This window comes from Paraburkholderia sacchari (genome assembly GCF_000785435.2).
GTDB classification, from domain to species: domain Bacteria; phylum Pseudomonadota; class Gammaproteobacteria; order Burkholderiales; family Burkholderiaceae; genus Paraburkholderia; species Paraburkholderia sacchari.
The window spans coordinates 277,401-293,199 of record NZ_JTDB02000004.1 but is presented as its reverse complement, the minus strand read 5'-3'; the positions used below and the strand labels follow the sequence as shown (position 1 = coordinate 293,199).

The 15,799-nt window shown below is 62.5% G+C and carries 14 protein-coding genes; 1 reads left to right on the top strand and 13 read right to left on the bottom strand.

The window, feature by feature from the left end:
* Window positions 1-17: 17 nt before the first annotated feature.
* The 4 genes from NH14_RS16865 to NH14_RS16850 form a co-directional block, all read right to left on the bottom strand.
* Window positions 18-1,295, bottom strand: coding sequence for a haloacid dehalogenase-like hydrolase (locus NH14_RS16865; protein ID WP_035525381.1), 1,278 nt, complete (start codon window positions 1,293-1,295; stop codon window positions 18-20).
* Window positions 1,296-1,436: 141 nt separating this feature from the next.
* Window positions 1,437-2,648, bottom strand: coding sequence for an aminotransferase-like domain-containing protein (locus tag NH14_RS16860; protein ID WP_035525383.1), 1,212 nt, complete (start codon window positions 2,646-2,648; stop codon window positions 1,437-1,439).
* A gap of 27 nt (window positions 2,649-2,675) precedes the next feature.
* Window positions 2,676-5,687 carry an FAD-binding and (Fe-S)-binding domain-containing protein gene (locus NH14_RS16855; RefSeq protein WP_052147971.1) on the bottom strand — a complete coding sequence of 1,004 codons (3,012 nt, stop codon included), beginning with the start codon at window positions 5,685-5,687 and terminating at the stop codon, window positions 2,676-2,678.
* Window positions 5,638-6,702, bottom strand: coding sequence for a DUF1338 domain-containing protein (locus tag NH14_RS16850; RefSeq protein WP_052147972.1), 1,065 nt, complete (start codon window positions 6,700-6,702; stop codon window positions 5,638-5,640). The genes NH14_RS16855 and NH14_RS16850 overlap by 50 nt, the downstream gene beginning before the upstream one ends.
* A 100-nt stretch (window positions 6,703-6,802) precedes the next feature.
* Between NH14_RS16850 and NH14_RS16845 the strand changes: the two genes are divergently transcribed.
* Window positions 6,803-7,720, top strand: coding sequence for a LysR family transcriptional regulator (locus NH14_RS16845; RefSeq protein WP_035525385.1), 918 nt, complete (start codon window positions 6,803-6,805; stop codon window positions 7,718-7,720).
* A 16-nt stretch (window positions 7,721-7,736) separates the two neighbouring features.
* Here the strand turns inward: NH14_RS16845 and NH14_RS16840 are convergent, their stop codons facing one another.
* From NH14_RS16840 to NH14_RS16800, 9 genes are all read right to left on the bottom strand, one after another.
* Entirely contained in the window at window positions 7,737-9,005 is a 1,269-nt protein-coding gene (locus NH14_RS16840) for an NAD(P)/FAD-dependent oxidoreductase (RefSeq protein ID WP_035525388.1), read from the bottom strand.
* A 20-nt stretch (window positions 9,006-9,025) separates the two neighbouring features.
* Window positions 9,026-9,877, bottom strand: a complete 852-nt coding sequence (locus NH14_RS16835) for a porin (protein WP_244143479.1) — start codon at window positions 9,875-9,877, stop codon at window positions 9,026-9,028.
* A gap of 203 nt (window positions 9,878-10,080) precedes the next feature.
* Window positions 10,081-10,518, bottom strand: a complete 438-nt coding sequence (locus NH14_RS16830) for an Lrp/AsnC family transcriptional regulator (protein ID WP_035525390.1) — start codon at window positions 10,516-10,518, stop codon at window positions 10,081-10,083.
* Window positions 10,508-11,443: a homocysteine S-methyltransferase family protein gene (locus tag NH14_RS16825; RefSeq protein WP_035525393.1), complete on the bottom strand. Its 936-nt coding sequence runs from the start codon at window positions 11,441-11,443 to the stop codon at window positions 10,508-10,510. The genes NH14_RS16830 and NH14_RS16825 overlap by 11 nt, the downstream gene beginning before the upstream one ends.
* Window positions 11,444-11,486: 43 nt before the next feature.
* Complete coding sequence (locus NH14_RS16820) at window positions 11,487-12,689, bottom strand: trans-sulfuration enzyme family protein (protein WP_237179656.1); 1,203 nt, start codon at window positions 12,687-12,689, stop codon at window positions 11,487-11,489.
* 12 nt (window positions 12,690-12,701) lie between these two features.
* The gene (locus tag NH14_RS16815) at window positions 12,702-13,397 is read right to left on the bottom strand and encodes an ABC transporter permease (RefSeq protein ID WP_035525396.1); all 696 of its coding nucleotides are present in this window, start codon (window positions 13,395-13,397) and stop codon (window positions 12,702-12,704) included.
* Window positions 13,398-13,409: 12 nt separating this feature from the next.
* A complete protein-coding gene (locus NH14_RS16810) occupies window positions 13,410-14,087 on the bottom strand; it encodes an ABC transporter permease (protein ID WP_035525399.1) in 678 nt (225 codons plus the stop codon).
* A 71-nt stretch (window positions 14,088-14,158) separates the two neighbouring features.
* Window positions 14,159-14,938: an ABC transporter substrate-binding protein gene (locus NH14_RS16805; protein ID WP_035525402.1), complete on the bottom strand. Its 780-nt coding sequence runs from the start codon at window positions 14,936-14,938 to the stop codon at window positions 14,159-14,161.
* A 31-nt stretch (window positions 14,939-14,969) separates the two neighbouring features.
* Window positions 14,970-15,755, bottom strand: coding sequence for an ABC transporter ATP-binding protein (locus NH14_RS16800; RefSeq protein ID WP_035525405.1), 786 nt, complete (start codon window positions 15,753-15,755; stop codon window positions 14,970-14,972).
* Window positions 15,756-15,799 lie beyond the last annotated feature (44 nt).

Sequence of the window (15,799 nt, the reverse complement as noted above, 5' to 3'; positions counted from 1 at the left end):
TCGACGCGCCCGTTCGCTCAAAGCGCCAGCAGCCTGCGCTCCGTCTTCCCGTACTTCACCGACTTTTCATCCGGAATCATCAGCCCGGTACGCTCGTCGCGGCCCTGCAGCAGGAAGCGTGCATCGGGATTGCCGATCTGCTCGGCCGCGAGCTTGCTGTCCGCGCCAATCTCGCCCTTCTTCATCCGGTTCACGATCACGCCAACCGCGGTGTCCTTGAAGTCGCGCAGCATCCACGCGTCGCCGTCGCTGTCGCCGAACACGAGCAGCGGGCCGTAGCCTTTCTTCGACTCCAGCTCGCCACGAATGCCGGCGGTCTTGCCCGGACCGTAGTTGAAGTACCAGCCGCGCCTGTAATCGCTCGTGTACTTGCCGTCCTGCATCTCCAGACGCATGCCGATCACATTTTCCGGCTGCACGCCATAGCCGTAGTTCGGATGGCCGGCGAACACGCGCACGATGTCGTCGAGCGACGCGGTGCTCACATACACGTCGATCCCGTTCGCGCGCAATGTATGCATCACCGCACGAATTTCCTCATGAATACGCAGGCCGTGGAAATGCGTATCCGACACGACACCGGCCTTGCCGGGCAGTGTCTTCGGGCTTTCGTACGCGACCTTGCGCAGCGCGTCGCCAATCCCGTGATCGTTCGACGCAGCCGCCATCGCCTGCACCTCGACAGGCGTCATGTTCCGGTAAAAGTAGATGATCCACTTGTAGCCGACTTCGAGCGGATGCGTATCGCAGATCGCGTCGTACATGAAATACAGCTTCGCGCGGAAATCCTTGAACTGGTCGGTTTCCTGGATCGCTTCGAGGGTCTTGTCGCCGGCAAGCCCCTTGTAGTTCGCATATAGCCAGCGGTAGTCGGATTCGACGTCGGCGGCGAGGTCCTCCATCGTCACCGGCTTGCCGTCCACTGTCGTGTAGTCCTTCGTGAACGGGCCTTTCGGCACGTCCTTCCACATCACCTGAACGAATTCATCCGGCGTCAATTTGTACTGCAGATGATTGATCTGATACATCATCAACGCTTCTTCGCAGTCGTTCATGATGCACGTATTGTCCCAATCGAACACCGCGTATGGGCGACGATTCGGGTTGTATTGCCTGCTTTTCACGCCGTGCTGGTCGAGCACCGACTGCAGCCGCGCCGCGTTCAGCGGCGACCAGCGGGCCGGGTCGATCGCGTCGGCCGTCGGCTTTCCGGCAACGGCTGCGCCCGCCCGCGTGACAAACGCGCCGGCCGCGGTGGCGGCAGCAATCGAGTTCAGAAACTTGCGGCGTTGCATGGTCTCTCTCCGTGAATGTGACGCCCCGCTCGCTGGCAAGGGCGCGTGCACACGAAAATATGACAGCAATATGACAACGCCTTACCGCCGTGCGACGGCAAGCTGTCCCCAAACGACATTATGCGAAAGCGATAAAAGCCGCTATGACGGCCTTCCTGCTGTCACCACCGCTTCATAAGCCCGCTTCATTCGACGCACGCCTTCCCTGATGGCCTCCGCATCGGGCGCGGCAAATGAAAGCCGCAACGAGGCGCTATCCGCTGCATTGGCGAAGAATGCTTTTCCAGGCACGAAAATAACCTTCTGCGCGATCGCCTGCTCCAGCAGGTCCGATGCGTTAATGCCAGGCAATCGGGCCCATACGAACATGCCGCCTTCGGGTTGCGCAAACTCGATGGCGTCGCCGAGTTCCTCGCGCAACGCCGAGCACAATTCGCGGCATTTCACGCCGTATGCGGCCGTTATTTTCGGCAGATGAGATTCGAGCGCCCCAGCCGCGAGGTATTCGGCCGCCACCGCCTGGGTCCAGGGCGAGCTGCAAAGATCGACCGTCTGTTTGGCAATCACGCACCGTCGCACGATTTCGCGCGGACCCACCATCCAGCCCACGCGCAAGCCCGGTGCAACGATCTTGGAGAGGCTCGCGAAATGCACAACCCAGTCGCGCGCGCCGTCGATGTGCTCCGCTTCGGCGAGCAGCGAACGCAGCGGCGCACCGGCAAAGCGTAGATCGCCGTAAGGATCGTCCTCGACCACCACGAAACGATATTTGACCGCCAGCGCGAGCAGCGCGCGCCGCCGTTCGGCGGACAGCGTCGCGCCTGTGGGGTTCGCAAAGGTCGGCACCGTGTAGAGCAGCTTCGGCTTGGCGCATGCGCCCGACTCCAGCAGCGACGCGAGTTTCTCCACCTGAATCCCGTGCGCATCGATTGGAACCGTCACGATCTTCGCGCGCTGCAACCGGAACGCCTGCAAAGTTGCGGGATACGCAGGCTCTTCGGTGAGCACGACGTCGCCGGGTTCGACCAGCACGCGCAGCAGCAAATCGAGCCCCTGTTGCGAGCCCGTGGTCGCCATCAGTTCGTCGGCTTCGCAAGTTGCGCCGCGCCGCTCCATCAGCGCCACGATTTCGCGCTTGAGCGCGGGCAGCCCATCGGTGGGTCCATATTGAAGGCACTGAACAGCCGGGTCATAGGCGCGCTGCGCCGCGAGCCGCAAGCCTTCCACGTCGAACAAATCGCTGGCCGGGTAGCCGCCCGCGAACGAAATCATGCCGGGCTCGCCGAGGTATTTGAATAGCTCGCGAATAGGAGAGCCCGAAGGCTGCTGGAACGGAGAAGTGAACGCGTACATGGTGTCTATGGATCGTGGTTCCGGCGATTAAACGATTTCCTCGGCGCACTCGTGCGCACGCGAGGTCTGGTTCGACTGCCCTTGTTCGAGCGAGCGCAACGCAAGTTCCGCGATATGCAGCGTGTGCCGTCCCGCGCCCTGCTCGATCTGCTCGCGGCAACTAAAACCATTCGTCACGATCAGCGTTTCGCGCGGCGCCTTGCGCACGAGCGGCAAGAGCGTGTCTTCGCCAATCTTCATCGAGAGTTCGTAATGGTTGGCGTTAAAGCCGAACGATCCCGCCATGCCGCAGCAGCCGGTGTCGAGCAGCGTCCAGCGCACGCCGAGCTGGTTGAGCAACGCGGTTTCGCCGTTCATGCCGAACAGCGATTTCTGATGGCAATGCCCATGCACCATCACGTCCGCATCGAGCGCCGGCCAGGCGAACCGCGCTTGCGCGACGAAATCCGAAAAGAGAAAACTCTGCTGCGAAAGCCGCTGCGCGATATCGTTGCCGGGAAGCTGCTTTAACAACTCGTCCTTAAACACCGAAAGGCAGCCGGGCTCAAGGCCAACTACGGGCACGCCGCTGCGCACTTCGTCCGCGAGTTCCTCGACAATGCCCGAGAGCAGCGCGCGCGCCTCATCGAGCAAACCGTAGTCGTAAAGCGGCCGACCGCAGCAGAGCCGCTTGCGCGGCAGCACGACCTGATAGCCGATGCGCTCCAGCACCTCCATTGCCGCCATTGCCACGCGTGGCGAAAAATGGTCGTTGAACGTGTCGACCCAGAGAATCACTTTGGGGCGTGCCGCATTCGCACTCGCTGAGCGCTTTTTGTTACTCAACATCCTGAACGACTTCGGCGCGAACGCAGGGAGATTGCGCTCCGCAGCCACGCCCGCGACCCATTTTCCGATGCGCGCCAGCGGCGGCGTGGACATCGCGAAGTTCGTCAACCGGGGAAACCGGCTCGCCCAGGGCGCCCATTGCCCGATTCGCCCCATGAACAGCGCCTGCCTCGGGCGACGATGCTTTTCATGGTAGTGCGAAAGAAACTCGGCCTTATACGACGCCATGTCGGTATGCGTGGGGCAATCGGACTTGCATCCCTTGCAGGCAAGGCACGCGTCCAGCGCTTCCTTGACTTCCTTGCTGTTCCACCCGTCCGTGATGACCTCGCCTTGCAGCATCTCCCAGAACAGATGCGCGCGGCCCCGCGTGGAGAAGCGTTCTTCCCGCGTCGCGCGAAAGCTCGGGCACATCGTGCCGCCTTCGAGCGAGCGGCACTTGCCCATGCCGATGCAGCGCTCGATCGCGCGCTGCATGCCGTCGCCCTCGGGGCTTGCGAAAGTCAGCCTGGTCGTGAGTTTTACCGGTTTGTACGATGGCCCCATGCGCAGATTCTCGTCGGCGCGATAAGCGTTGACGACCTTGCCCGGGTTCAGGCGATTCGCGGGGTCCCAGATGGCCTTGAATGCTTCCATCGCCTCGATGATCTCGGGGCCGTACATGATCGGCAGGAACTCGGCCTTCGCTTGCCCGTCGCCATGTTCGCCCGAGAGCGAGCCGCCGAAATCCACCACAAGCTGTGCGGCTTCGCGAAGGAATCCTTTCCATTTGAGCACGCCTTCGGCCGTGCGGATGTCGAAGGTGATGCGCGCGTGGACGCAGCCGTCGCCGAAATGGCCGTACAGGCAAGTTTCGTAGCCATAGCGGTCCACCAGCGCCTGGAAGTTGCGCAGATAGTCGCCGAGGCGCTCGGGGTCCACGGCGGCGTCTTCCCAGCCCACCATCGGGTCGGGCCTGGCCGGGTCGATCGAAAGCGAGACCGCCGATGCGCCCGTTTCGCGAATCGACCAGATTTTCTGCTGCTGCGCCTTTTCCGTGACGACATAGCCAGTCACGTCGGGGCCCGCCTCGCCCGCGAGGAAATAGCGCTCCGCCGCCTGGGCCTGGCGCGTTGCGTCTTCCATCGAATCGGCCCCGAACTCGAGCACGACCCACGCGTCGCCTGGCGGCAGCAGCGCGATTTCCTCGCGCTTGAGGCCGCGCGCCTGCAAGCCGCGCACGATGCCGCGATCGAGGCCTTCGATGGCGATGGGATTGAAGCGGGTGAAATGCCGGACCGCGTCCGCCGCAATGTAGATGTCCTTGAAGCCCAGCAAGAGCAGCACGCGGCACGACGGGCTGCGCACGAGCCGCACTTTTGCCTGCAGCGTGATCGCGCAGGTGCCCTCCGTGCCCACGAGCGCGCGGGCCACGTTAAAGCCGTTTTCGGGCAGCAACTGGTCGAGATTGAAGCCGGATACGCGCCGCTTGATTTGCGGAAACTCGCGGCGAATGTGCTCTGCGTAGCGGTCGCGCAATTCGCGCAGGCTGGCGTAAATTTCGCCGCGGCGACCACCTTCGGCAATGATCGCGTCAAGCTCCGTGTCGCTGGTCGGACCGACCCAGAAGCGCGCGCCGTCGTAGGTCAGCACCTCCAGCGCCTCGACGTTCTCGGCGGTCTTGCCCGCCATGACCGAATGCGCGCCGCAAGAGTTATTCGCGATCATGCCGCCAAGCGTGCAGCGGCTGTGCGTGGCCGGATCGGGCGCGAACGTCAAGCCGTGCTGCTCGGCGGCATCGCGAAGCGTGTCGCAGATCACGCCGGGCTCGACTATCGCCGTCTTGCCGTGCGGCTCCACGGATACCACACGGTTCACATATTTGCTGGCGTCCGCCACCACCGCCACATTCACGCACTGGCCGTTTTGCGAGGTGCCGCCACCGCGCGTGAGGAACGGCACATCGTGGCGCCTGCAAGCGGCCAAGGCGGCAACGAGATCGTCCACGTCAGCCGGCACGACCACGCCGAGCGGAATTTGTCGGTAGTTCGAAGCATCCGATGCGTAGAGCGCCTTCGATCCCGCATCGAACCGGACTTCGCCGCGCAGCGAGCGGCGCAGGTCGGCTTGAACGTCCTGCAGCAAGCGCTCGCTGGCCTGAAACGGGGTGGCGGCTCTCACTTCATTTCCCGGCGAGAGCGGTGGCTGCGGCGTCGGCGCCGTGCGCGGCATTGGCCGTCATCTTGAAGATGCCCGTGGCATTGCCTGCGTCGAAACGCAGATCGGTTTCCCACTGGCGCGTGGCCTGATTGAAAATGCGCTTGCGCGTGATGAATTCGTAGAACGAGCCCGGCACTTCTCGCGTCACCTTCGAGCCATCATGCTGGCGCAGCTCGCGCAGCACAATATCGGCGCGATAGGCGGTCTGGAACACGCGGCCCGAACGGGAGCGCTCGACCTCGGGCTTCATCGGGCGGCCCTTGGCCTTTTCGTCGTCGGAGAGCTTGAATACGTCGCTCACGCGATCGGTCGCGTGATTGAACGCATTGCCTTCGGTCGAAATCCAGGCCATCTCGGCGGACTCGCGCAGCAGGGTCTCGTAGTCGTCGATGCTCGGCGCGTCGTGCTGGCGCGCAAACGCTCCGACGATCACGGGCAAGAGTTCATGCGCGGTTTCGAGCGGCAAATGACCGTCGCGCGCGAGTTCGGCAAGCTGCGAGCAGACGAGCGGCGTGAGCGGATCGCGCGAAGTGTGCAGCACGTTGGTCACGGCCTGCTGGAATTCGGCCGAGAAACGCTCGGGGTGCAATTCGCTGACGAAGAACTGCGCAATCTCGTCGGGCGCGTCTTCATGCGCATAGGCCCGCCCCGTCATGCCGAGCTTGTCCAGCGGGTAGCGGCCATTGAGCTTGAAACCGAGCGGCAGCAGAATGCGCGTGAATGCGGCCTCGCCCGGCGGCAGCGCGCCGCAATGCGGCCAGCGCACCGTGCGCAGCGCGCCGTGGTCGAAGTACACCGATCCGCCCTGGGCAATCGCGTCGTTCGTGTAGCTGCGGCCATTGGGCGAGCGTTCGAGCAGATCCTCGAACAGCGCCATATTCATGGCTTGCGCGAGTTCCGCGCGCGTGACCACGCCCTCCTCCCATTCATCCAGCAGCGCCGGAATATTCAGCGTCGCGAAGAGTCGCGCGGTTTTTTCCGCGCCAAGCAATCCGTTCAGCAGGCTTTCAACGTTCGAATTCTTCATTACCGTCGCATCTCTCTCATGGCACGGGGAAATTATTCAAAACGCCAGGCGCGCCGTAAAGTGACTTAAAATTGCCAGTCGATGAGTTTTTGGAACTACCATGCGCAAATTCCGCATCCCCAACATGAGCGCGCTGATCGCCTTCGAAGCCGCCGCGCGGCATGAAAGTTTCACCCAGGCGGCCAAGGAACTGTTCCTCACGGAAAGTGCGGTGTCACGGCAAATCGCCACGCTCGAATCGGGTCTCGGCGTGCGCCTGTTCGTGCGCGCGCGGCAGCGCGTGGTGCTCACGCGCGCGGGCAAGCTTTACGGCATGCAGGTGCGCCGTTCACTCGAGCATCTCGACAAGGACACCCTCTCGATCATCGCGCACGGCGGCGGCGGCGGTTATCTGGAACTTGCGGTCTTGCCGACCTTCGCTTCCGAGTGGTTGATTCCTCGCATGAAGGACTTCAACGACCGCCATGCCGATGTGCGGATCAATATGGGCGTGCGAACCGATACGTTTTCCTTCGACGAATCGCATTTCGAAGCCGCCATTCACTACGGCAAACCCACATGGCCCGGCACGACGTCCGACTATTTATTTGGTGAAGAAGTGGTGCCGATCTGCTCGCCGGCGCTATTGAAGAAGCCGGTGAAGAAAGCGCATGAACTGCTCGCGTACCCGCTGCTGCATTCGACTACGCGGCCGCATGGCTGGTCGCAATGGTTTGCGTCGTTAGGTGTAGAGGACAACGCCACCATGCAAGGCGTTCGATACGAGCTTCACACGATGCTCACCGCGGGCGCGGCCGCGGGGCTGGGCATCGCGCTCGTGCCCCGCTTCCTCGTCGAAGGACAGCTCAAGCACCTGGGCCTCGTGATTCCCTTCGAAGCGCCGGCCGCGCGCGATACGGATTCGGACGCCGCTTACTATCTCGTCTATCCAACGGAATTCAGCCACGGCAAGCCGCTCGAGGCATTTCGCGCGTGGCTGCTGGAACAGGCGGGTGCTTATGCGGGGACTGAGGAATAATGCCGCTCAGTAGCGCTCAGTTACGATACGAAGCGAGCGCATCGCGCGCCTGAAATGCGGTGTACGTAAGCTGCGCAGCCGCCAGCCCCGCAAGGCCGAACGTGCGCGTCAGGCCGAATGCCGCGAAACCGTCCGGCACTGGCTGGCCGAACGCCAACGCGTCGGCAAGCGTTTCGCCGGCCACCGTGGTGGGCGCCATGCCATGTCCGCCGAAGGCGATCGCGTGCCAGACACCGTCGCCGTCGCGGCCGATTTGCGGCATCTTGTGCCGCGCATAACTCATCAACCCACCCCACGCATACTCGACCTTCGCGTCCGCCAGTTGCGGATACACACGCACGAGATCGCGCCTGAGCAGCCGCGCAATGGCCTCCGGGCCCCGATCGAGCACCGAAATGCGGCCGCCCCACAGAATGCGCGTGTCTTTTAGCGGCCGGTAATAGTCGAACGCAAAACGCGTGTCGTAAACCGCATAAGGCGCGTCGATAGCATCGGCCAGACGCGCGCCGAGCGGCTCGGTGGCAATCACATAGGTCGCAATCGGCAGAACGGCGCGCTCGATGCGCGGCGAAACCCCGCGCGCATAGCCGCCGCACGCGAATACCACGTCCTTCGCGCGCACCGCGCCATTGGGCGTGCGCACGACGAAACCCGCGCCCTCGCGCTCGATCGAGCGGGCCGGCGATTGCTCGTGAATGCGCGCGCCGCCTTGCGCCGCCGCATGCGCGACGGCCAGCACGTATTTCAGCGGATGAAAATGAAATGCGTTGGGTTCGAACAGCCCACCGTGATAGCGCCCGGTCTTCAGCCGCGCGCGCAGCGCGTCCTTCTCCACCGGTTCCCACTCGACGCCGAAATCGCGCTTCATCAGCGTGCGCAGTGCGTCGAGTTTGGCGGCATCGTCGAACCAGTTCGCCAGCATCACCCCACGGTCGACGAGGTCGCAATCGATGCCGTAGCGCGCGACGCGCGTGCGAATCAGGTCCACGGCGTCGATGGTGAGCCGGTACAGGTGACGCGCGCTCGCAGCCCCCAACGTGCCGAGCAGGTCGTCATTGTCGAGGCTGTAGCCGCCGAACACGAAGCCGCCGTTGCGGCCCGATGCGCCAAAGCCCACGCGCTCGCCATCGAGCACCACCACGTCGCGCACACCGCGCTCGACGAGCCCGAGCGCAGTATTCAGTCCCGCGAGGCCCCCGCCGATGATACAGACCTGCGTGTCGACCTTACCGCTCAGCGGCGCATAAGGCTGACGAGTGACGGTGGCTTCGTAGTAGTTCTGCATGCAATCGGGCTTCTAAAGAATCAGAACCGTGTCTGAATGCCGGCGCCCGCGGTATACCCGCTCGACAGCTTCGAAACATGGTCGTACATATAGCCGACGTAAACATCGGTCCGTTTGGAGAACGGGTAATCATAGCTCAGCGTTGCGGTTTGCCGCGCCTGATTCAAAGTGCTGTTATCGCGCGACCACGCATATGAGGCCAGTATGCTGCCCACGCCCACTGGCACCGAAAGCCCGCCTTGCAGCATGTTCACGTGAAAGCTGCTGGTGACCAACGCGTTGTTGGCATAGGTGTATTCGCCATACAGTTTCACGAAGTTGAAGTTATACGTCATACCCAGTTGCATCGCCGTCTGGCTCTGGAAGCCGCGCACAAGGTTATTGAGGTCGCCCGGCGTGGTGCCGAAATTCAGGTACTGCCATGTCGCGCCCATCGCGAACGAGCCGCGCGTCCAGGTGGCCTGCGCGGAGACTTTCTTGGCGCTGTCGTCTCCAGCCTGATTGCCGAGCGCGTACATCACATGGGCGCTCAAGCCGCTGAAGTCCGGCGCCGCATACTGAATCGCATTGCTCCACGACGTCCCACCCGGAATGCCCTGATTGATGCGATAAGCCGGGTAAGTGCCCAAAGCGGAATAAAGCTGATTGATGGTGGGCGAAAAAGTGAACGAGGCATAAAACGGATTGAATTGCGCGGACTGCAAATAGAGCAAGCTGCTTTGCCGGCCGAGCGTCAATGCCCCGTATGGCGATCCAATGCCCACGTAGGCATTGCGGGAGAACATCGGGTCGCCATTGAACGAACCGGACTGGCCCGTTTGCGGACGGAAGAAGTCTTCGATCACAAGCATGGCCTTGTAGCCGCCGCCCAGGTCTTCCTGGCCGCGAAAGCCCCAGAACGACCGGCAGATCCGCGATCGCGCCTTCAGCCGGAACGTGCTCTCGCTCGTGCGCCGCGAAAAGCACGGGCGCGGCCTCGCGAACCTGCTGCTCGCCGAGGAAATCATGAACGTGCTGGGCGCGATGAGCGGCTGAAGCGTTGCTGAAATGCCGCCGGCCGATTGAAGAACAGACCCTAGCGCTTGTGTATCACCGAATCGAGCACGAAACAGGTCGTCATGTTCTGCACGCCGTCCATGGCGCTAATTGTCGCCCAGATTTCGGTGACGCGGTCGTGGCTGGTCGCCTCGATTTGCACGAGCAAATCGACCTCGCCGCTGAGCACGGCGCAATCCCGTACCTCGGGAATGCGCTCGAGCGCCGCGAGCACATTCGCGCCGCGCATCCGGTCTTTTCGATAGACGAGCATCACGGCGCGCACCGGCGCCACATCGTCGGGCAACGCAAGCCGCACCGTATATCCCGCGATGATTTTCAAAGCTTCCAGCCGATCGACGCGGTGTCGAACAGCCTGTCTCGACAGGCCTATCCTGTCGGCGAGCACAGCGAGTGGAATCCTGGCATCGGCGCACAACGCATCGATGATCTTCTGGTCGATGCCGTCAATTTTCATCGCCCGCCCCGATGTCTCCGGCTTCGCGCGCCTCTACTGCATCATGCAGCGCCCTGATATGGCTCGGCCCGATCCCGCAACATCCGCCAACGATCTGCGCACCGAGCGCAATCCACTGCTCCGCCCATTTTAGATAGCCGGGAGGGTCGAGATCGCCGCGCAATTCGTCAAGCTCGGCGTTGGCCTCGGCATCGTCGCGCTGCGGCGGAAACGCGTTTGCGTAGATTCCGATCGGCAATCGCGCGCCCGCGCGTTCGACTAGCGAATGGACCGCCGCCACGGCTGCACCCATCACTTCGGGCTGGCTGCAGTTGAACAGCACCGCAGCCGCGCGCGCCGACAACGCAGCATCGACCGCCTCGCCCAACGTTTGTCCGGATCGCAGCACAGGCTGCCCGCTTTCATCGATCTGATCGCGCAACGTGAACGACACCCACAGCGGCTTCGACTGCTCGCCGAGCGCACGCCGCACCGCCTCAATCTCGTTGGTCAGGCTTTGGGTCTCGGCAAGCCACATGTCGACGTAGGGTTCGAGTCCGCGAACCAGTGTCGCGAGGATCGTATCGGCGTGCCGAGCGTCGAACAGGTCCGGCCTGTACGAGCCGCCCGTCGGCGGCAGCGAGCCGGCCACGCGCACGGGCCGCGAGGCTCGCCCTGCCGACTGTCGCGCGAGTTGCCCGGCGAGCGCCGCAAGCGCGGCGCCGTCGCGGCGAAACCGGTCTGCGCCAATATGAAACGGAACGATCGCATAGCTGTTCGCGGTGATGACGTCGGCGCCCGCCGCGATAAATGCGTCATGGGCGAGTCCAACGTAGTGCGGCGCTTCCATCAATGCGAGCGCCGACCATTCCGGCTGCCTGAAGGGGGCACCCATCCGTGCGAGTTCGCGCCCCATGCCGCCGTCAAGTATCGTGATACGGTTCATTGTCCAAGTCCCCTTTTCCCCAGCGCTTGCGCGGGCTGGAAGTTCAGATGCGTTCGAGGGCTTGCGCGACGTCCGCCTTCAGGTCGTCGATGTGCTCGATGCCTACCGCGTAGCGAATGAAGTTCATCGGTATATCCGCAGCGCGCATCTGCTCTGCGGACATCGTGCCGGCCCACATCGCCGCCGTATGGATCGCGAGTGAATCGACGCCGCCGAGATTGCCCGCGTTCAGTGGCACGCGCAGCGCCTCGATAAAGCGTTGCGCGTCGTCGTAACCTCCCCGCACGCCGAACGCGACTACGCCGCCAAAGCCGCGCATCTGCCGGCGTGCGAGCGCATGTTGCGGATGGCTGGGCAAGCCGGGGTAGAACACGCGTTCGATCTTCGGATGGGCCTCGAGGAATTCGGCAAGCGCCAGTGCATTCGCGTTGATCCGCTCGATGCGCAACGGCAATGTGCGCAGGCCGCGCAGCAGCAGCCACGCGTCCATTGGCGACAGGACCGAACCTAGCGTGATGTGCGTATGCCAGATCTGCTCGGCAAGCACGCGGCTTGTGCAGATTACCCCGCCGGTAAGATCGTGATGTCCGCCCAGATACTTGGTGGCGCTGTGCACGACGATGTCGACGCCGAGCCGGTGCGGCTGCTGGTTGACCGGCGATGCGAACGTGTTGTCCGCGAGCGTGAGAATGCCGCGCGCGCGCGCAATCTCGGTCACCGCGCAGATGTCGGTCACGAGCAGCAACGGATTGACCGGGGTCTCGATAACGATCAGCCGGGTGTTCGGACGGATAGCCCGGTCGAACGCAGCCACATCCGTCTGGTCGACAAACGTCACCTCGACGCCGAATTTGCGCAACATGTCGTCGAGCATCTTGGTTGTGCTCATGTAGTGACGGGTCTGACCGATAACGTGGTCGCCCGCCTTCACGACGCTGAGGATCGCCGTCGCAATCGCGCCCATGCCAGAGGCCGTGACAAGCGCGGTCTCGGTGCCCTCGAGTTCGGCCATGACTGCCTTGACGCGCTCGTGAACGGGATTGCCGTAGCGGGTGTAATTGCGCGGATGCTGAGGAATGCTCGACATCTCGGTGAATTCCTCCCCACCTGCCGCTTTGAATACCGCGGAATAGTGGATGGCCGGCGCAACGGTTTTCTCGTCGGTCACGTCGCGGTCAGCCGCGAGCGCCAACGTTTCGAGCTTGTATCCCATGTCTTCCTCGGAATGGTCGATTTGCTTTGTCAATTCGTCGCTGCGCTAGACGCGCACGTTCGTCAGATGCCGGTTCAAGATGCCTTCCGCCCGCTTCAATACGCTCGATAGAATCGCCGTGATGCCGACGTACACGACGCCCGCGAGCATCAGTGCATCGGTCGTGTAGGTTTCCACCGAGATGCGCCGCGCCACACCGGTGAGATCGAGCACCGTAATCGTGCTCGCGAGCGCGGTGGACTTCAGTTGCAGCACGATCTCGTTGCCGAGCGTCGGCGCGACAATGCCGATCGCGCGTGGCACGACAACGAACCAGGTCAACATGAAGCGGCTCATCCCGAACGCAAGCGCCGCCTCCTTCTCGCCGGCCGGGACGCCCGCGATCCCGCCACGGATGTCTTCTGCCATGTAGGCGGAAAGATTCAGCGTCAGCGCGCACAATGCACACGAAAACGAGCCGCCAAAAAACAGCCACAGCGGCGACGCGCGGACAAACGCAAATTGCGCGAGGCCGTAATACATCACGAAGATTTGCACGAGCAGCGGCGTGCCCCGAAACACCGACATGAAGAGCCGGCTGGGCGTGGACAGCCAGCGGCTCTCAGACGTGCGCGCGACCGCAAGCGGCACAGCAAGCGCAAACGCAAGTGCGCACGACAGGACCAGTAGCTGAACCGTAATCCACACACCGCGCACGATGTCCGGGCCCGACTGTGTCATCAGGGAAAGAACTTCATTCATGGCTGAGCCTGTTCAGGTGCGTTTCGCATAGCCCCGGCCCGCGATGCGTTCGAGCCACGCAAATGCGGGATTGGAGACGGCGAGAAAGCCGAAATAGACAACGCCCACCGTCAAGTAAAAGATAAACGGCTGTTTGGTGAACTGGGCCGCGATGTTGGCCTTTCTAAGCATGTCTTCGAGTCCAACGATGGAGACGAGCGACGTGTCCTTGAGAAGGTTCTGCCACATGTTGTTAAGGCTCGGCAAACAGATCCGCCACGCCTGTGGCAACCGTACGAACCACAGCGTCTGCAGCGGCGTCATCCCATACGCGCGCGCCGCCTCGATCTGCCCGGCCGGCACCGCGAGGAAAGCACCACGGAACATCTCCGACGAATACGCGCCAAAGACCACTGCGAGCGCGAGCACGCCCGCGGAGAACGGGCTTATGACAATCGCGCCGTCGAACTGCGTATTGAGAAAATGCGACAACCCGAAATAGCAGATCAGCAGAATCAGAAACTCAGGAATGCCACGCAGGAAGTTTGCGACTGCGTAGCTCGCGCTGCGCAGCCAGCGCACGCTCGACAGCTTCGCCGATGCGCCGGCGATGCCAAGGAGCATGCCGAGCCCCAACGCGGCGAGCGCGAGTTCCAGCGTGACGAGCGCGCCCGCCGCAATCTGGGCGCCGTAATTGAGCAACATGTCCATCGTGGTGGGTTCCGTGAAATGCGCGCTTTTTGCGCGCGCCGCTACTCAGCGGCCGCGCGCCGGATGCGAGCTTATTGCGGTGCGATGCTGAATGGGAAATAGCGTTTGCTTACTGTCGAAAATGTCCCGTCCGCCTGTACCTGCGCGATGCCCTTGTCGAACTGGGCCTTCAGCGGCGCGTCACCCTTGCGCACGGCGATAGCCGTACCATCGCCGAAAATTTCCGCATCGGCTACCGGCTTGCCTACAAAATCGAAGCCCTCTTTTTTGCCGGCTTTCGTGAGCCAGTCATAAGCCACGGTGTTGTCCGCGAGCACCGCGTCAATGCGGCCGGCTTCCAGATCGAGCCAGGCTTCGTCAAGCGTCTGATAGACCTTGGCGTTGATGCCGGACTGACCCGGAGGCAAACGGCGGCGCAGATATGATTCGTGCGTCGAGGCAGTCTGCACGCCGACCGTCTTTCCCTTGAGCGTGGCCGGACTGTCCGTGATGCCCGAACCTTGCTTCGCGACGAACTGCACAGGCGCCGTCGTGAAGATACGGGTGAAGTCGACCGACTGCTCGCGCTCCGGAGTCTTCGACATCTGCGCAAGCACCGCGTCGATCTGCTTCGCCTTGAGTGCCGGTATCAGCGCATCGAAGTCCATCGTTATCCACTGGCATTTGACCTTCATGTCTTCGCACATCTTCTTGCCGATGTCGATCTCCATGCCCTGCAACTTGCCGGACGCGTCCTTGTATTCAAACGGCGCGTAGTCAGCGAGCGTGCCAACGCGCACCACCTGCTCGGCATGCGCGACGGACCCCAGCAATGCCGCGCCCACGCACAGCGATTGAAGCAGCTTCTTCATGATTTCCCCTCCGGTTGGCGATGGTTTTGCATCAGATGATGCTGGACAGAAACTTCTGGAATCGCGGCGATTTCTGCATTGCAAAGACTTCGTCGGGACTTCCGTCCTCTTCGATTCGTCCCTGATGGACGAATACGACGCGATTGGCCACTTCGCGCGCAAAGCCCATCTCGTGCGTGACGACCAGCATGGTGCGGCCCTCATCAGCAAGCGAGCGCATGACCTTCAGCACTTCACCGACAAGTTCTGGATCGAGCGCAGACGTAGGCTCGTCGAAGAGCATGACCTCCGGGTCGGTCGCGAGCGCGCGCGCAATCGCGACACGTTGTTGCTGGCCGCCTGACAACTGGTTAGGGTAATGCTCGCACTTGCCCGCGAGGCCAACGCGTTCGAGCATCGCTATGGCTTTGTCACGCGCTTCACGCTTTGGCACACCCAGCACGCGCACCGGCACGAACATCACGTTTTGCAAAACCGTCATGTGCGCCCACAAGTTGAACTGCTGGAAGACCATCGCGAGCTTGCGGCGTACACGCATTACCTGCCTGGGATCGGTAGCGGCAAGCGCGCCGCTCTTGCCTGCCGGTTTCAGGGCGAGCGTCTCCCCATTCACTGAGATCCGGCCGCGGTCGGGCGTCTCCAGCAGGTTGATGCACCGGAGGAACGTGCTTTTGCCTGATCCGCTGCTGCCAAGGATCGACACGACCTCGTGGTTTCGGGCAGTCAACGAGATGCCCTTCAACACCTCGACGCCACCAAACGACTTATGAATATCCTCGACAACCAGCACGTCGGCCGCTGGTTTGCATGCAGGCATGGCTGCTGGCATTCCCGACTCCCTCTTTGATACGTTGCACATTG